This is a genomic window from Streptomyces sp. Tu 3180, from assembly GCF_009852415.1.
Lineage (GTDB): Bacteria > Actinomycetota > Actinomycetes > Streptomycetales > Streptomycetaceae > Streptomyces.
In genome coordinates, this window is record NZ_WOXS01000002.1 from 981,487 (window position 1) to 995,956 (window position 14,470).

The following is a 14,470-nucleotide window of genomic DNA, read 5'->3' on the forward strand; positions in this document are numbered from 1 at the left end:
GCCCCTCGGGCCCACGCGCCGCTCACCGTGGGGTGAGCCGTTCGGAACATCGGAGGAATGAGTTCGCGTGACCTGGGTACCCGCAGGCCCGAAGGGCCCAGGCACATGTCAGCCGTGACGTTCGTGGGGAGAGGTAATGGAGACCGCCGTGATCCGGTCGCAGGCGCAGGTCGTCGACGAGCACACCGAGGTCGGGACGGGCGACGGAAGCCTGCCCGGAGTGGCGGACCCGCGAACCGTCGCCCCGCGCGACGCGAGGGAGCTGTCCCGCCAGTTCTTCCGCCGCCTGGCGGAGCTGGAGGAGGGCACGCACGAGTACCAGTACGCGCGCAACACCCTCATCGAGATGAACATGTCCCTGGTGCGGTTCGCCGCCGGACGCTTCCGCGGCCGCGGCGACGACATGGACGACATCGTGCAGACCGGCATGATCGGCCTGATCAAGGCCATCGACCGGTTCGAACTCTCGCGCGAGGTCGAGTTCACCTCCTTCGCGCTGCCGTACATCGTCGGTGAGATCAAGCGCTTCTTCCGTGACACGACCTGGGCCGTGCACGTGCCGCGCCGGCTCCAGGAACTGCGCGTGGAACTGGCCAAGGCCCGCGAGGAGCTCGCCAGCCGGCTGGACCGCGAGCCCACGGTCGCCGAGCTCGCCACGCTGATGAACATCACCGAGGACCAGGTCATCGAGGGGCAGATCGCCGCGAACGGGTACAACTCCTCGTCGTTGGACGCCGCCCTCACCGGTGACGGCCCGGACAACGGGGAGGCCGTCCTCGCCGACTTCATCGGCGTGGAGGAGGAGGGGCTGCGGCTCGTCGAGGACTTCCACGCGCTCGCCCCGCTCATGGCCGAGCTCAGCGAGCGCGACCGGCAGATCATCCACATGCGGTTCGTGGAGGAGGCCACCCAGGCGGAGATCGGCGAACGTCTCGGCTGCTCGCAGATGCACGTGTCCCGCCTGATCAAGCGGATCATCACCCGACTGCGCGAGGGCATGCTGGGCGAGCTCGGCTGCGCCTGACCCGAAGGACACCACGGACGCGGCCGTCGTCCCCCCGCCGCACGGGGGACGGCGGCCGCGTCCGCGTGCCGCCGGCCGGTGAGCGGGGGGGAGACCGCGGGCCGGCACGCCGGAGGGAGGACGGGGCCGGGCGGCCGGCACGGAGGAGAACAGAGGGGACAAGCAGGACGGAGGAGGACGGGAGGATGATCCGGCGGTCGCTCAGCCGCCGTCGAGGCCCATCACCGCGCGCACGCGCTTGCCGACCGGCACCCGCTCCACGCTGACGTGCCGGGCGAGTGCCCGCACGATCTCCAGACCGTGCCGGCCGACGCGCTGGGGGTCGCGGGGGAAGACCCGGGGCAGTGTGGCGCTGCTGTCGTAGACCGCCACCGTGAGCGAGGTGTCGGTGCCCTCCAGCTCCAGGATGTACGGCCCGTTGCTGTGCCGGTCGGCGTTGGTGACCAGCTCGCTCACCACCAGCAGGACCGCGCCGTCGGCCCGCTCGTCGATCGTGGCGCACCACTCGGTCCTCAGCTGCTCCAGGAAGAGCGCGGCGAAGGCCCGCGCCTCGGCGATGCATCCCGGCTCGCCGGTGAAGTGTGCCGCCCGCCGCAGCGGTTCCACGGGCACGTCGAAACCAGTCGGTATCACTGCCCCGTCCAGGTGATAGGTCATGCGTTTCTCTCTGGGAAGCCGGGTCGGCCGGACATTCTGCACCAGTCCTCGTACCCCGAGTCCGGCGGCGCAGTCCCCCCTGATCGGTGTGCGCCTTCACGGGGCGGGGAACCCGGGTTCCGCCGGGTGCGGGGCGCCGGGCCGGCCGGCGGGAAGGGCGTGTCATGAACGAACTGATGGCGGTGCGGAGCCTGACGACCCTGCCCGTGGTGACGCTGGGCGGGGACGCCGTCGCCCACGTCAAGGACACCGTCTTCGACGCCTCGGCCGCGCGGATCGCGGGCTTCACCCTCACCGGCCGGTCCCTGCTGTCGGGGCCGCTGCCGCAGGACCTGCCCTGGCCGGCGGTGCACTGCCTGGGCCACCACGCGGTCATGGTCCACGGGCGGGAGGCGTTGCTCGACGTGCCCGTGTCGGTGGCGCGCCGGGACGCCCTGCGCGGGCGGCTGCTCGGGGCACAGGTGGTGACCGAGGCGGGCGACGTCGTCGGCACGGTGCTCGACGTCCTCGTCGAGGGTGGCACCAGCGGCCGGGTCGTCGCCTTCCGGCTCGCCGCGCACCGGGAACTGGTGCACGGATCCCGGCACCGCAGGCACCGGGTGTACGTGCCGCGGGGCGAGGCGCTGAGCGCCTCCGGCCGGACGCTGGTGATCCCCGCGCACGCGACCGCCTACGTCACCGACGACCTGCCCGGCTTCGTGACCCGCGCCGGAGCCCACCACGACCGCGGGCGGGGCGTGTCGCCGTGATGCTGTTCTCCCGGGTGCGCGGGCTGCCCGTCCTGGCTCCGGGCGGCGCGGGCCGTCTGGGGACCGTGCGGGCGCTGACGGTCGACGCGGCGTCGGGGACGGTCACGCACGTCCGGGTGCGGCGCGGGCGGCTGCGCGGGGAGAGCGTGCTCGCCCTGGACGCCGTGGACGCCGTCGGGCCGGACGGGCTGATCGTGCGCTCACCGGGCGGCCGGCCGTCCGGGGCGCCGCACCGCGACCTGCTGGGGAGCAGGGTGCTCACCGAGTGCGGTGAGGAGCGCGGCACCGTGCTGGACGCGGCGTTCGATCCGGCCGACGGCCGGATCGAGGCGGTCCTCACGACGTTCGGCGAGGTGCCGGCGAGCCGTCTGCTGGGACTCGGCGACCACGCCCTGGTGATACGGTCCGGCCGCACCCACCACCTCTAGGACGCCGGCCGGAGGCCGGCCGGGCGCGGCACGCGCGCCCCGCGCCGGTTCCGGACGGCGCGCGCCGCCCGTCCTCCCTGCGGGCTCCTCGTGTGCCCCGGCCCGGTACCGCCCGCGAGCCGACGCGGACGGACCTCCCGGCGGGCGCCGCCCGCCGCCCCTGCTTAGCGTGGCAGCGTGAGCGCACGCACCCCCTCCGGCCGGGCGGTCGCCCGGCACGGCTGGGCGCAGGCCCTCGTCGCGGTGCTCGGCGGGCTGATCGCCATGGGCGTGGTGGCCGCGCTCGGGCTGTGGGCGGCCGGTGCCACGGACCTGCCGGACGGTTCCTTCCCCCCGGTGGTCGCGGCGACCGTGGTCACGGCCGTCGGAGGCACCGTGGAGCTCTCCGGGGACGCCGGCGCCCTGGCCGGCACGGAGGGCGGTCTGACGGTCGTCCCGCTGTCCGTCACCCTCACCGGGGCGCTGCTCGTCGGCCGGGGTTTCCTGCGCCCGCTGCGGCACCGGGCGGTCGCCGGGGCGCCCGAGCTGGCCGGGTGGGCCGCGAGGATCGCCGCCCTGTGGCTGCTCGCCCTGCTCGCCCTGGCGCTCGCCGCACGGCACACGTTCGAGATCCCCCTCGGGGACGGGCCGCTGGGTGATCTCGGTGACCTGTTCGGCATCACGCCCGAGGTGGGTTTCTCCACCGACGTTCCGGCGACCGTCCTCGTCGGCCTGGTCTGGCTGGCCGGGGTGCTGGTGCTGGCCCTGCTGGTGGCGCGCGGCGCCCCGCTGCCGGGCCGGCTGCTGCGCCTGCAGACGTCGGTGCGGCCCGCGGCGCACGCGATGCTGCAGCTGCTGCTCGCCCACGTCGTGATCGGCCTGGTCGTCGCGCTGGCCGTCGCCGCCACGCGCGGGCACCCCGCCGAGACGTTCGCCGTGATCCTGCTCGGTCTGCCCAACGTGGCCTGGCCGGCACTGACGATCGGGCTCGGCGCCACCTGGGACGGCAGGGTGGACGGGCCCTTCGGGCTGCCCATGCCGCAGGTGCTGGACGAGGTGCTGCGCACGCCGGACGTCTCCACGCTGAACCTGGGCACCCTCGCCGAGCACGACGGCCGGGTGTGGTGGCTGGTGGTGGTCGACGCGGTGCTGCTGCTGGCCACGGCCTTCGTCATGGCGGCGCTGTCCCCGGCCCGGATCCGGGCCTGGCAGCACGCGGTGCACCTGGCGGTGGCCCTGGCGCTCACGGTGCTCATGATCTGCCTCACGGCCCGGATCGACGCGCGGATCGGCCTGTCCGTGCTCGGCATCGGCGATCTGGGCGAGGGGTTCTCCGGGCAGGTGCTGCTGACACCTCGGCTGTGGAGCGCCCTGGGCCTGGCCCTGCTGTGGGGCCTGGTCGCGGGTTTCGCGGGGGCGCTGCCGGCGCGAGGGGTGCGCCGGCGGGGCGGGACCGGCCGCTGACCGGGTTCACGCCCGCGGACCGGACACGGGCTGTGCCCGGCGCGGCGGCGGCCCGGGCCGGTCCTCGTCGCCGCCTACTTCCGCATCACGGCCGGCTCGTGGCGCCTCAGCAGGCGGGACACCAGCAGGCCGAGGACCAGCGACAGGGCGAGCAGCATGCCGACGGAGAGCAGCCACACGTCCGCCGTGTGCGCGAAGAGCGGGTCACGGCTCAGGTCGCCGGGCGAGAGCGAGGACAGCTCGACGGTGCCGGCCATCGCGGCGAACCCCCAGCGGGCGGGCACCAGCCAGGCCAGCTGCTCCAGCACGAGCACGCCCTCGAGCGGCAGCAGGGCGCCGCAGAAGACGACCTGGACGATGGCGAGCAGCACCAGCAGCGGCATCGTCACCTCCTCCTTGCGCACCACCGCGGAGACCAGCAGGCCGAGCATCATCGCGGTGAAGGCGAGCAGTGCGGCGGCGACGGTGATCTCGACAAGGGGCGGCATCAACACGCCTTCGCCGTCCGGTGCGTTCAGGTCCACACCGAGCAGTGCGACGAGGGTCAGCACCACGGCCTGGAGCACGGTGACCGTGCCGAGCACGATCACCTTGGACATCAGGTACGCCGATCTGGACAGGCCCACCGCCCGCTCCCGCTGGTAGATCACCCGCTCCTTGACGAGTTCGCGCACCGCGTTGGCCGAGCCGGTGAGGACGGCGCCGACGCACAGGATGAGCAGGGTGTTCATGGCGGACCTGCGGGTGAGCTCACCGCCCGCGAGGGCCCGCGCCATGGCGCCCATCACGAACGGCAGCGCGATCATGATGGCGAGGAAGGTGCGGTCCGCGGCGAGGGCGGCGGTGTAGCGGCGGACCAGGGTGCGGAGTTGGGCACCCCAGCCGCGGGGTCTGGGCGGGGGCCCCACGACGACGGGCTCCTCGCGGAGCCGCTGGGGCTGGGCGGCGGCCTCGGCGACGTAGCGCCGGTGGAAGGGCGAGTCGCGGTACTGCCCCGCCCAGTCCCGGTCCTGCTGCTGCTCGAACGCCTCGAAGGCCTCCGGCCAGTGCTCGAAGCCGAAGAAGGCGAGGGCGTCGCCGGGCGGGCCGTAGTAGGCGACCACGCCGCCGGGGGCGAGGACGAGGAGGCGGTCGCAGACGTCCAGGCTGAGCACGCTGTGGGTGACGACGATGACGGTCCGGCCGTCGTCGGCGAGGCCGCGCAGCATGCGCATCACCGAGCGGTCCATGCCGGGGTCGAGGCCGGAGGTCGGCTCGTCGAGGAAGAGCAGCGACGGCTTGGTCAGCAGTTCCAGCGCGACGCTGACCCGTTTGCGCTGGCCGCCGGACAGGCTGTGCACGTGCTGGCGGGCCCGCTCCCCGAGGCCGAGTTCGCGCATCACCTCGTCGACCCGGGCCCGTCGTTCGGTCTTGGCGGTGTCCTGCGGGAAGCGCAGTTCGGCGGCGTAGGACAGGGCGGCGTGGACGGTCAGCTGGGTGTGCAGGATGTCGTCCTGCGGGACGAGGCCGATGCGCTGGCGCAGCTCGGCGTAGTCGTGGTACAGGTCGCGGCCGTCGTAGAGGACGGTGCCGTGGTCGGCGGGGCGCTGGCCGGTGAGCGCGTTCATCAGGGTGGACTTGCCGGCGCCGCTCGGGCCGACGACCGCGAGCAGGCACTTCTCCCCCACCGGGAAGGAGACGTGGTCGAGGAGGCGTTTGGCGCCCCGGTCGACGGTGACGGTGAGCTCCTGGACGTCGAGGGAGACCTCGCCGGTGTCGACGTACTGCTGGAGTTCGTCGCCGATCAGGCAGAAGTCGGAGTGGCCGACGCCGACGATGTCGCCGGGGCGGATGTCGGCCCGGTCGACCGGCACGCCGTTGAGGTAGGTGCCGTTGTGGCTGCCGAGGTCGACGATCTCGTACGAGCCGTCGGCGTGGACGTGCAGTTCGGCGTGGTAGCGGGAGACGATCAGGTCGTCGACGACCAGGTCGTTGTCGGGGTCCCGGCCGATGCGGACGGTGCGGGTGGGCAGCGGCCGTACGGAGGTCGGCTGCCGGAAGGTGTGGGTGAGGGCGGGATGGGAGACCGCCGACGGCCGGTCGCGCGCGGGGGCGGCGAGGACGGCGCAGGGGCCGTCGTCGGGATTGCCGAAGCGGATGACGCTGCCGGGGCCGATCTCCCAGGCGCGGATGCGCTGGCCGTTGGTGTAGGTGCCGTTGGCGCTGTGCTCGTCCTCGACGGTCCAGCGGCCGTCCACGGGGTGGAACACCGCGTGGTGCCAGGAGACCCGGGCGTCGTCGAGGACGATGTCGCTCAACGGGTCGCGTCCCACGTGGTAGTCGCGGACCGGACTCATCACGGTGGAGCCCGTCTCGGTCTCCAGGACGAGCTCCGGGGCGACCGGCCGCTCCGCCATGCCTGGATTCTACCGATTAGTTCGTTCGGGTGCCCGGCGCGCCCGCCGGGGTGCGGCCGTGCGCCTCAGGCGACGGGAACGCCGAGCACGCGGGCGGCGCGCTGCATGCGCAGGGCGTCCACCGACTCGGCCAGCAGCTCGTACTCGGTGGTGTCGTCGCCGGTGGCGATGCGCACCAGGCGTCCGGCGGCCAGCGCCTCGGCCACCTCCTCCTGCCGGGCGACGTCACCGCACCAGGCGCGCAGCACCGCGGGCACGTCGGGCACCCCCTCGGGGACGGGGACGAGCGCGCCCGGCGGCAGGTGCTCGGCGTCGGGCCGCGGATCGAGGCGCTCGGCGATCCAGGAGGCGCGGTCGCGCAGCCACCACAGGGCGAGGGCCAGGGTGGGCGCCCGGTAGGTGCCCAGCGGTACGCCGATGCGCCGGCCGTCGCAGACCCCGTACGCCGTGACGTGGCACAGGAATTCGTCGTGCACGTTCCCCTCCCCCGCTGCGTTGCTCGCCCGCCGGACGGGGTTCGCCGCCCGCCCGAGGCTCGCGTGCTGTGCGTGAGGGCGCCGTCGCGCGGTGTGAAGCGCTCTCGTTGTCGAGTATGTTCACGGCTGAACCACTGTCACCATGGGTTTCAGGCCAGTCTCTTGGCATATTCACGGCCGCGGTTGGCCGAAACGCTGCGCCGGCCGGCGGCCGTACGGCGGGGGCGGCCGGCCGACGGCGCCGGGGCGGTCGCCGGGGGCCGGGCCCGGGACGGCGGCTGGGCCTCGGGCCGCGGCTGGACCGGCCTTCGCCGACGCCGGCGGTCACGGCGGTGATCGCGGCGGTGCGCGGGGGTTCCCCGGGTTCGTCCTCCGGCTCGCGGGCGACGTCGACGGGCACCGTGCCGGCGGACACCACGCCGCGGCACGCTTCTCGCGGGAGCGGGTGAACCCGGCGGACGGGCCGGCGCCGATCGCCGGGCCGGACGCGGGCGTCCTCGGCGCCGAGGACCGGATCCGCACCGTGCCCGGACGCCCGTGAGGGGCGGGGACGGCCCGTCCCGGCCGCCGGCGTCGTCGCTACCGCTTGACGGCGGCGTCGATGCGGGCCAGCTCCTCCGCGTCGAAGTCGAGGGCGCGGGTGGCCGCGACGCTGTCCTCCAGCTGCCGCGGGCTGCTCGCCCCGACCAGGGCGGAGGTCACGCGGCCGCCGCGCAGCACCCAGGACAGCGCCATCTGCGCCAGGCTCTGCCCGCGGGACGCGGCGATCTCGTTCAGCGTGCGCAGCCGGCCCACCAGTTCCTCGGTGAGGGCGCCGGTGTCCAGGAACGGGCTGTCGCTCGCGGCCCGGGAGTCCTCGGGGATGCCGTCGAGGTAGCGGGCGGTCAGCAGGCCCTGCTCCAGCGGCGAGTAGGCGATGGAGCCGATCCGGAGTTCGTCCAGGGTGTCCAGCAGGCCCTCGTCCTCCGGACGCCGGTCGAGCATCGAGTAGCGCGGCTGGTTGATCAGCAGCGGGGTGCCCAGCTCACCGAGGATGCGGGCGGCCTCGCGGGTCTGCTCCGCGGAGTAGTTGGACACGCCGACGTAGAGCGCCTTGCCCTGCTGGACCGCCGAGTGCAGGGCGCCCATCGTCTCCTCCAGGGGAGTCTCCGGGTCGAAGCGGTGCGAGTAGAAGATGTCGACGTGGTCCAGACCCATGCGGCCCAGGCTCCGGTCCAGCGAGGACAGCAGGTACTTGCGCGAGCCCCACTCGCCGTACGGGCCGGGCCACATGAGGTAGCCGGCCTTGGTGGAGATCACCAGCTCGTCGCGGTAGCGCGCGAAGTCCGTCCGCAGCGCCTCGCCGAGGGCGGACTCGGCCGCGCCGGGCGGCGGTCCGTAGTTGTTGGCGAGGTCGAAGTGGGTGACGCCGAGGTCGAAGGCGCGGCGCAGGATGGCGCGCTGGGTTTCGGCCGGGCGGTCCGGACCGAAGTTGTGCCACAGGCCGAGCGAGAGCGCGGGGAGCTTCAGGCCGCTGCGTCCGGTGCGCCGGTAGGGCATGTCCGCGTAACGGTCGGGGTGTGCGGTGTACAACACGACTCCAGAGGGGTTGGCACACGTCTTGGCGGTTCCGTCGAACCGCCGCCCCACTCTGTCGCGGCCCGGGGGCAGTGGTCCAACAGAAGAATCCGATGGAATTCAGCGGATACGCTTCTCAATCATGGAACTGCGCCACCTCCAGCACTTCGTCGCCGTCGCCGAGGACCAGCACTTCACCCGGGCGGCGGAACGGCTGATGGTCTCCCAGTCGGGGCTGTCCGCGTCCATCCGCTCCCTGGAGCGCGAGCTGCAGACGCCGTTGTTCGTGCGGACGACCCGCAGGGTGACGCTCACCGAGGCCGGGCGGGCGCTGCTCACCGAGGCCGAGCGGATCCTGGCGCAGGTGCGGGCGGCGCACGAGGCGGTGGCCGCGGTGCAGGGCGTGCTGCGCGGCACGCTCGCGCTGGGCACCGAGCAGTGCATCGCCGGAGTGCACGTGGCGGAGCTGCTCGCCGCTTTCCGGCGGCTCCACCCGGACGTGGAGATCCGGCTGCGGCAGTGGGGCTCGGCCGCGCTGGCCGAGGAGGTCGCGGCGGGGCGGCTGGACCTCGCCTTCGCCTACCGGACCGAGGCGGACCCGGACCAGCTGCGGTCGGTGCCGCTCACCAGCGAGCCGATGACGGTGCTGTGCCACCCCGACCACCGGCTCGCGCGGGCCGGGGCGCCGCTGACCCCGCAGGACCTGGGCGAGGAGGTCTTCGTGGACTTCCACCCCGACTGGGGCCCGCGCCGCGCCACCGACGCGGCCTTCGCCGCCGCCGGGGTGCGCCGCACGGTGGCGCTGGAGGTGAACGACGTGCACAGCCTGCTCGACCTGGTCGACGAGAACCTGGGCGTCGCCGTCGTCCCCCGGCACTTCCGGTACAAGCGCGAGACGCTGACCGCGCTGCCGCTGAAGGACACCGGCGAGTCGGTCTACGAGACCGTCGCCCTGGTGCCGGCCCCGCGGGCCACCAGCCCGGCGGCGCGGGCGCTGATGGCCCTGCTGGACGACGGGGGCGCGTGAGGGGCGGGGATGCGCGAGGGTGGACCCATGCATGCCAAGGACATCCTCATCGACGGCTTCGGCCGGATCCGCGAAGAAGTCCACGCGGCCGTCGAGGGCCTCGGCCCCGACGGGCTGAACGCCCGCCCCGGCCCCGGGGCCAACTCCGTCGCCTGGCTGGTCTGGCACCTCACCCGGGTCCAGGACGACCACGTGGCGGACGCCTTCGGCCTCGACCAGGTGTGGCTCTCCCAGGGCTGGGAGAAGCGCCTCGGACTCGGTCTGCCCCGCCGTGACACCGGGTACGGCCACAGCCCGGCGCAGGTCGCCGAGGTCCGGGTCGACTCCGGCGGCCTGCTGACCGGCTACCACGACGCGGTGCACGAGCAGACCCTGGGCGCGCTGCGCGCGCTGACCGCCAAGGACCTGGAGCGGATCGTGGACGAGCGCTGGGATCCGCCGGTCAGCCTGGGCGTGCGGCTGGTCAGCGTCCTGTCCGACGATCTGCAGCACGTCGGACAGGCCGCCTACGTACGGGGGCTGCTTCAGAGCGCGGACGCGTAGGCGGGCAGCACGACGTCCTCGATGAGGGCCTTGCGCTCGTCGAACGGGACGAACGCGCTCTTCACTGCGTTCACCGTGACGGTGCGCAGGTCCTCGACCGTCCAGCCGGCCTGCTCCACCAGCAGGGACATCTCACGCGTCATCGTCGTGCCGGACACCAGCCGGTTGTCGGTGTTGAGGGTGACGCGGAAGCCGAGGTCCTTCAGCGCGGTGATGGGGTGCTCGGCGATCGAGGTCGCGGCGCCGGTCTGGAGGTTGGAGGTGGGGCACATCTCCAGGGCGATCCTGCGGTCCCGCACCCACCCGGCCAGCCGGCCGAGCTTGCCGGCCGCGAGGTCGGGGATGTCGTCGGTGATGCGCACACCGTGCCCGATGCGCTGGGCCCCGCACACCTGGAGCGCCTGGTGGATGCTGGGCAGGCCGTGGGCCTCACCGGCGTGGATGGTGAAGGGCACGCTCTCGCGGCGCAGGTGCTCGAAGGCGGCGAGGTGGTCGGCGGGCGGGAAGCCGTCCTCGGCGCCGGCGATGTCGAAGCCGACGACACCGGCGTCCCGGAAGGCCACGGCCAGGTCGGCGGCCTCGCGGACGCGGTCGAACATCCGCATGCCGCACAGCAGGGTGCCGACGCGGACGGGCGTCCCGGCGGCGGCCGCCTTGGCCATACCGGCGGCGAGGCCCTCCTGGACGGTCTCCACGACCTCGCTCATCGTCAGGCCGCCCCTGGTGTTCAGCTCGGGGGCGTAGCGCACCTCGCCGTAGACGACGCCGTCCGCGGCGAGGTCGAGGACGTACTCCTCGGCGGTGCGCAGCAGGCCCTCGCGGGTCTGCATCACCGCGAGGGTGTGCTCGAAGGTGGCGATGTAGCGGACCAGGTCTCCGGAGTTCGCGGCCTCGACGTACCAGGCGGCGAGCTCGTCGGGGTCGGTGGTGGGCAGGGTGTGGCCGACCTCCCGCGCGAGCTCCACCACGGTGGCGGGGCGCAGACCGCCGTCGAGGTGGTCGTGCAGGACCGCCTTGGGGAGGCGGCGGATCAGGTCGGCGTCTACGCGCGTAGCGTTCATGGTGCGTCTTTCCTCGAGCAGGTGGTCCGAAGCGGCGGGAGAGGGTCAGCCGGCGGGCTGGAGCAGGTCCCAGCGGTTGCCGTACAGGTCCCGGAAGACGGCGACCGAGCCGTACGGCTCGTGGCGCGGCTCCTCCAGGAAGACCACTCCCGCGGCGGTCATCCGGGCGTGGTCGCGGGCGAAGTCGTCGGTGTGCAGGAAGAAGCCCACGCGGCCGCCGGTCTGGTCACCGACCCGGGCGCGCTGCTCCTCCCCCTCGGCGCGGGCGAGCAGCAGCCCCGTGCCGGTGCGCCCGCCGTCCGGTTCGACGACGACCCAGCGGGAGCCGTCGGGCCGGGGCGTGTCCTCGGCGAGCCGGAAACCGAGGGCCCCGGTGTAGAAACGGATCGCCTCGTCGTAGTCGTCGACGACGAGGGCGACCAGGGCGATGCGTCTCATCGTGGCCTTCCGGGAGAGGGGATTGACCGGAGAGGTTATACGTAAAACCCGTGAATGCGCCAGTCCCGCCCCTCCGGTCCCGTCCCGGGCGGCGCGGGACCGGAGGGACGGGACCCGGGAGGCGGGGCCCAGGGGGCGGGACCGGGAAGGGGACGGGCTCCGGGGCGGGGCGGTCGCGCACGCGCCGTGGGGCCGCCCGGAACCGTTACGGGTACGCGTACGTGTTGAGGGCGGCGACGGCGGACGCCGGGTCGCCGAGGTCGTAGCGGTCCACGGCGAGGTAGTTGGGCTTCTTGCGGGCGGCCGGCTGGCAGAAGCGGCGGGCGCGGTCGGCGAGTTTGGAGTTGTCCGTGGCGGCCGTGGAGGCGATCGGGGCGTCCCGGAAGTGGTTCATGACGAACAGCGGGCGGAAGCCGGGCTCGGTGCGGGTCAGCGGGATGTTGGTGCCCGCGTCGTACCAGCGGCTGTGGCAGGACCAGTCGGACGCTCCGACGCCCGGACCCATGGACCAGTGGTTCTCGACGGTCCACTCGCGCTGGTACATCACCCCGAAGGTGTCACGGGTCAGCCCGGCGGCCTGGTCGGCGGCTCGGCTGTGGTCGGTGAGGATCAGCAGCCGGTGCCCGGCGGCGGTCAGGTCGGCCATGGCCGGCCAGCCGTTCTCCCGGACGCCGGTGCGGTCCGGCCGGTAGAGCACCTCCGGCAGCCCTCGGACGCGGGCGAGTTCGGCGCGCAGGACGCCCGGGTCGACGTAGTCCTCCAGGAAGACGGTGACGAACTGGTCGGGGTGGGCCCGCAGGAAGTCGACGATCCGCTGGAGGTCGACCCACAGGGCGACGGGCCTGCTGACCAGCGTGCAGCTGTTGTGGCAGAGGATCGCGCCGTCCGGGGTCTGATGGATGTCCAGCATGAACCCGCGCACACCGTCGGCGAGTTGGCGCTCGAGACTCCGGGTCTGGTTGGGGAAGAGGCTGACGAAGGGCGGGGCGAAGCCGCCGTCGGCCCCGTTGGCGTAGGCGTTGTGGGCGGTGAGGAAGGTGACCTGGTCGAGGGTGCGCCGGTCCCGGGGCGGCACGGGCCGGGTGAGCGGGCTCACCGGGGTGAGGTACCAGGTGGCGAGATCGCCCGTGCCGGTGCCGACGGCGAGTTGCGCGGGGTGGTTGGCGCCGGCGGGTTTCGGGGCGACGGTGAGACGGCGGTCGGTGCCGGGGGCGGCGAGCGTGAACCGGTCGGCGCCCGCGGGGGTGAGCTGCCAGCGCGCCTCCGGGTTCGCGCAGGCGACGGTGCGGGCCCGGTCGCCGTCGCGGCCGAGGCAGCCGCCCGGGCGGTCGGTGTTCTCCAGGAGGTGCGCGGCGCCGTCGGCCCGGAGGTCCCACTGCTGGTGGTCCTCGTCGCCGCGGGGTCTGTGCTGCTCGACGGCTCCGGCGCTGTCGGCGGCGTTCAGACCGGTGGTCGCGCTCTGGACGTAGTAGGTGCCCGGCGGCGGCAGCGCGTCGGCCCCGGCGGCGGGTGCCGGCGCCACGGCCGCCGCGGCGAACGCGGCGGCCGTGACGGTCGCGGCGAGCAGGGCGTGGGGGGTGCGCATGGCGGATGCCCTTCGTCCGAAGGACGGCCCGGCGCACGCGGGACGCGCGCGGACCGTGACCCGATTGTGGTCAGGTGCATGACACCACGCCCCGCCGTCCCCCGTCAGCAGTACAGGTTGCCGCCGGGTGACGTTCCGAGGATCTGGGTGAACTGCTGGTACTTGGTCACCCTGCTCTGCACCTGGGCCGGGTTCCTGCCGTCGCACTCCAGGGAGCCGTTGATGCTGCGGATCGTCTGGCCGAAGCCGGCCTGGTTGACCATGGCGTTGTGCGGGGTCATGGTGCCGGGGCCGGACTGGGTGTTCCAGTACCACAGGGCGGTCTTCCAGGCGACGGCGGCGTCGTTCTGCACCAGCCAGGGGTTGTTCAGCAGGTCGATGCCGAGCGCGTCGCCCGCCGCCTTGTAGTTGAAGTTCCAGCTCAGCTGGATCGGCCCGCGCCCGTAGTAGGCGGCCTGCCCGGCCGGACAGCCGTACGGCTGTCCCCAGTCGCAGTAGTGCGGGTAGTTGGCGGTGTTCTGCTCGACCACGTGCACCAGACCGCCGGTCTCGTGGCTGACGTTGGCCAGGAAGGCGGCGGCCTCCTGCTTCTTCACCGTGTCGCTGCCGGTGTTGGCGAAGCCCGGGTAGGCGCTCAGGGCGGCCGTGAGCCCGCTGTAGGTGTAGAAGGGGTTCCGGTTCGGGAACATCTGGTTGAACTGCGCCTCGGTCACCACGAAGTTCCCGACCGGCGTGCCGGGGCCGTTGTCACAGGCGTACGGCTCCCAGTACCAGGTGCTGATCGTCGGGTCGTAGCCCGGGTTGGCGTGCTCGGCGATGTACGCCCGGCCGTCGGTGTAGCGCACGATGTCACCGGCGTTGTACGACTTCCCGGCCACCCAGTTCGGATAGCTGGAGCACGCGGCGGCGGAAGCGGGGGTGGCGGGAAGCAGGACCGGTGCGCCGGCGGCCAGGACGGCGGCGGTCAGCACGGCGGAGATGCGGCGTCTCGACAAGGGGTCAACTCCTTTGCGCGACACGGCCGCTCCCGGGCGGGGCAGGCCCGAGCGCAGCCCGGCCGCACGTGCCGGCGGGGCCGGTCACGGC

14 protein-coding genes and 1 pseudogene are annotated in these 14,470 nt (G+C 73.6%); 7 read left to right on the plus strand and 8 right to left on the minus strand.

Annotation, left to right across the window (positions count from 1 at the left end; all coding sequences use genetic code 11):
• Positions 1 to 136 precede the first annotated feature (136 nt).
• Positions 137 to 1,024, plus strand: a complete 888-nt coding sequence (locus tag GL259_RS05310) for an RNA polymerase sigma factor SigF (RefSeq protein WP_159529640.1) — start codon at positions 137 to 139, stop codon at positions 1,022 to 1,024.
• A 201-nt stretch (positions 1,025 to 1,225) separates the two neighbouring features.
• Here the strand turns inward: GL259_RS05310 and GL259_RS05315 are convergent, their stop codons facing one another.
• Positions 1,226 to 1,681: an ATP-binding protein gene (locus GL259_RS05315; RefSeq protein WP_159529642.1), complete on the minus strand. Its 456-nt coding sequence runs from the start codon at positions 1,679 to 1,681 to the stop codon at positions 1,226 to 1,228.
• A 164-nt stretch (positions 1,682 to 1,845) separates the two neighbouring features.
• On the opposite strand from GL259_RS05315, the gene GL259_RS05320 reads away from it, so the two are divergent.
• The 3 genes from GL259_RS05320 to GL259_RS05330 all read left to right on the plus strand — a co-directional run bounded on the left by GL259_RS05320 (position 1,846) and on the right by GL259_RS05330 (position 4,301).
• The gene (locus tag GL259_RS05320) at positions 1,846 to 2,430 is read left to right on the plus strand and encodes a PRC-barrel domain-containing protein (protein ID WP_159529644.1); all 585 of its coding nucleotides are present in this window, start codon (positions 1,846 to 1,848) and stop codon (positions 2,428 to 2,430) included.
• Complete coding sequence (locus GL259_RS05325) at positions 2,427 to 2,858, plus strand: PRC-barrel domain-containing protein (protein WP_159529646.1); 432 nt, start codon at positions 2,427 to 2,429, stop codon at positions 2,856 to 2,858. Before GL259_RS05320 ends, GL259_RS05325 begins: the two co-directional genes overlap by 4 nt.
• Positions 2,859 to 3,035: 177 nt before the next feature.
• On the plus strand, positions 3,036 to 4,301 hold the full coding sequence (locus GL259_RS05330; RefSeq protein WP_159529648.1) for a streptophobe family protein: 1,266 nt from the start codon (positions 3,036 to 3,038) through the stop codon (positions 4,299 to 4,301).
• Positions 4,302 to 4,375: 74 nt separating this feature from the next.
• On the opposite strand, the gene GL259_RS05335 is transcribed toward GL259_RS05330, so the two are convergent.
• Together GL259_RS05335 and GL259_RS05340 are read right to left on the minus strand one after the other, a co-directional pair.
• The gene (locus GL259_RS05335) at positions 4,376 to 6,697 is read right to left on the minus strand and encodes an FHA domain-containing protein (RefSeq protein ID WP_159529650.1); all 2,322 of its coding nucleotides are present in this window, start codon (positions 6,695 to 6,697) and stop codon (positions 4,376 to 4,378) included.
• Positions 6,698 to 6,762: 65 nt separating this feature from the next.
• Positions 6,763 to 7,173 carry a hypothetical protein gene (locus tag GL259_RS05340; protein ID WP_159529652.1) on the minus strand — a complete coding sequence of 137 codons (411 nt, stop codon included), beginning with the start codon at positions 7,171 to 7,173 and terminating at the stop codon, positions 6,763 to 6,765.
• A gap of 355 nt (positions 7,174 to 7,528) precedes the next feature.
• On the opposite strand from GL259_RS05340, the pseudogene GL259_RS38560 reads away from it, so the two are divergent.
• Positions 7,529 to 7,714, plus strand: a pseudogene (locus GL259_RS38560) (hypothetical protein); the annotation flags it as partial.
• 38 nt (positions 7,715 to 7,752) lie between these two features.
• Here the strand turns inward: GL259_RS38560 and mgrA are convergent.
• Entirely contained in the window at positions 7,753 to 8,745 is a 993-nt protein-coding gene (gene mgrA, locus GL259_RS05345; protein ID WP_159538409.1) for an L-glyceraldehyde 3-phosphate reductase, read from the minus strand.
• Positions 8,746 to 8,872: 127 nt separating this feature from the next.
• Here mgrA and GL259_RS05350 point away from each other — a divergent pair, with 127 nt between their 5' ends.
• Positions 8,873 to 9,757 carry a LysR substrate-binding domain-containing protein gene (locus GL259_RS05350; RefSeq protein ID WP_159529654.1) on the plus strand — a complete coding sequence of 295 codons (885 nt, stop codon included), beginning with the start codon at positions 8,873 to 8,875 and terminating at the stop codon, positions 9,755 to 9,757.
• A 27-nt stretch (positions 9,758 to 9,784) separates the two neighbouring features.
• Positions 9,785 to 10,300: a DinB family protein gene (locus tag GL259_RS05355; protein ID WP_159529656.1), complete on the plus strand. Its 516-nt coding sequence runs from the start codon at positions 9,785 to 9,787 to the stop codon at positions 10,298 to 10,300.
• Here GL259_RS05355 and GL259_RS05360 read toward each other — a convergent pair.
• The 4 genes from GL259_RS05360 to GL259_RS05375 form a co-directional block, all read right to left on the minus strand.
• Positions 10,282 to 11,361 (minus strand): adenosine deaminase, encoded by a 1,080-nt coding sequence (locus GL259_RS05360; protein WP_159529658.1) that lies wholly within the window; start codon positions 11,359 to 11,361, stop codon positions 10,282 to 10,284. The two genes, GL259_RS05355 and GL259_RS05360, sit on opposite strands and share 19 nt — an antisense overlap.
• Before the next feature lie 45 nt (positions 11,362 to 11,406).
• Positions 11,407 to 11,799, minus strand: coding sequence for a VOC family protein (locus GL259_RS05365; protein WP_159529660.1), 393 nt, complete (start codon positions 11,797 to 11,799; stop codon positions 11,407 to 11,409).
• 205 nt (positions 11,800 to 12,004) lie between these two features.
• Positions 12,005 to 13,384: a PI-PLC domain-containing protein gene (locus GL259_RS05370; RefSeq protein ID WP_159529662.1), complete on the minus strand. Its 1,380-nt coding sequence runs from the start codon at positions 13,382 to 13,384 to the stop codon at positions 12,005 to 12,007.
• 104 nt (positions 13,385 to 13,488) lie between these two features.
• The gene (locus GL259_RS05375; RefSeq protein ID WP_159529664.1) at positions 13,489 to 14,379 is read right to left on the minus strand and encodes a glycoside hydrolase family 19 protein; all 891 of its coding nucleotides are present in this window, start codon (positions 14,377 to 14,379) and stop codon (positions 13,489 to 13,491) included.
• Between the last annotated feature and the right edge of the window lie 91 nt (positions 14,380 to 14,470).

Coding starts and splice junctions, on each gene's coding strand:
- GL259_RS05355 (WP_159529656.1), top strand. CDS start 9,785: ATGCATGCCAAGGACATCCTCATCGACGGCTTCGGCCGGATCCGCGAA.
- GL259_RS05370 (WP_159529662.1), bottom strand. CDS start 13,384: ATGCGCACCCCCCACGCCCTGCTCGCCGCGACCGTCACGGCCGCCGCG.
- GL259_RS05360 (WP_159529658.1), bottom strand. CDS start 11,361: ATGAACGCTACGCGCGTAGACGCCGACCTGATCCGCCGCCTCCCCAAG.
- GL259_RS05335 (WP_159529650.1), bottom strand. CDS start 6,697: ATGGCGGAGCGGCCGGTCGCCCCGGAGCTCGTCCTGGAGACCGAGACG.
- GL259_RS05365 (WP_159529660.1), bottom strand. CDS start 11,799: ATGAGACGCATCGCCCTGGTCGCCCTCGTCGTCGACGACTACGACGAG.
- GL259_RS05320 (WP_159529644.1), top strand. CDS start 1,846: ATGAACGAACTGATGGCGGTGCGGAGCCTGACGACCCTGCCCGTGGTG.
- GL259_RS05315 (WP_159529642.1), bottom strand. CDS start 1,681: ATGACCTATCACCTGGACGGGGCAGTGATACCGACTGGTTTCGACGTG.
- GL259_RS05350 (WP_159529654.1), top strand. CDS start 8,873: ATGGAACTGCGCCACCTCCAGCACTTCGTCGCCGTCGCCGAGGACCAG.
- GL259_RS05310 (WP_159529640.1), top strand. CDS start 137: ATGGAGACCGCCGTGATCCGGTCGCAGGCGCAGGTCGTCGACGAGCAC.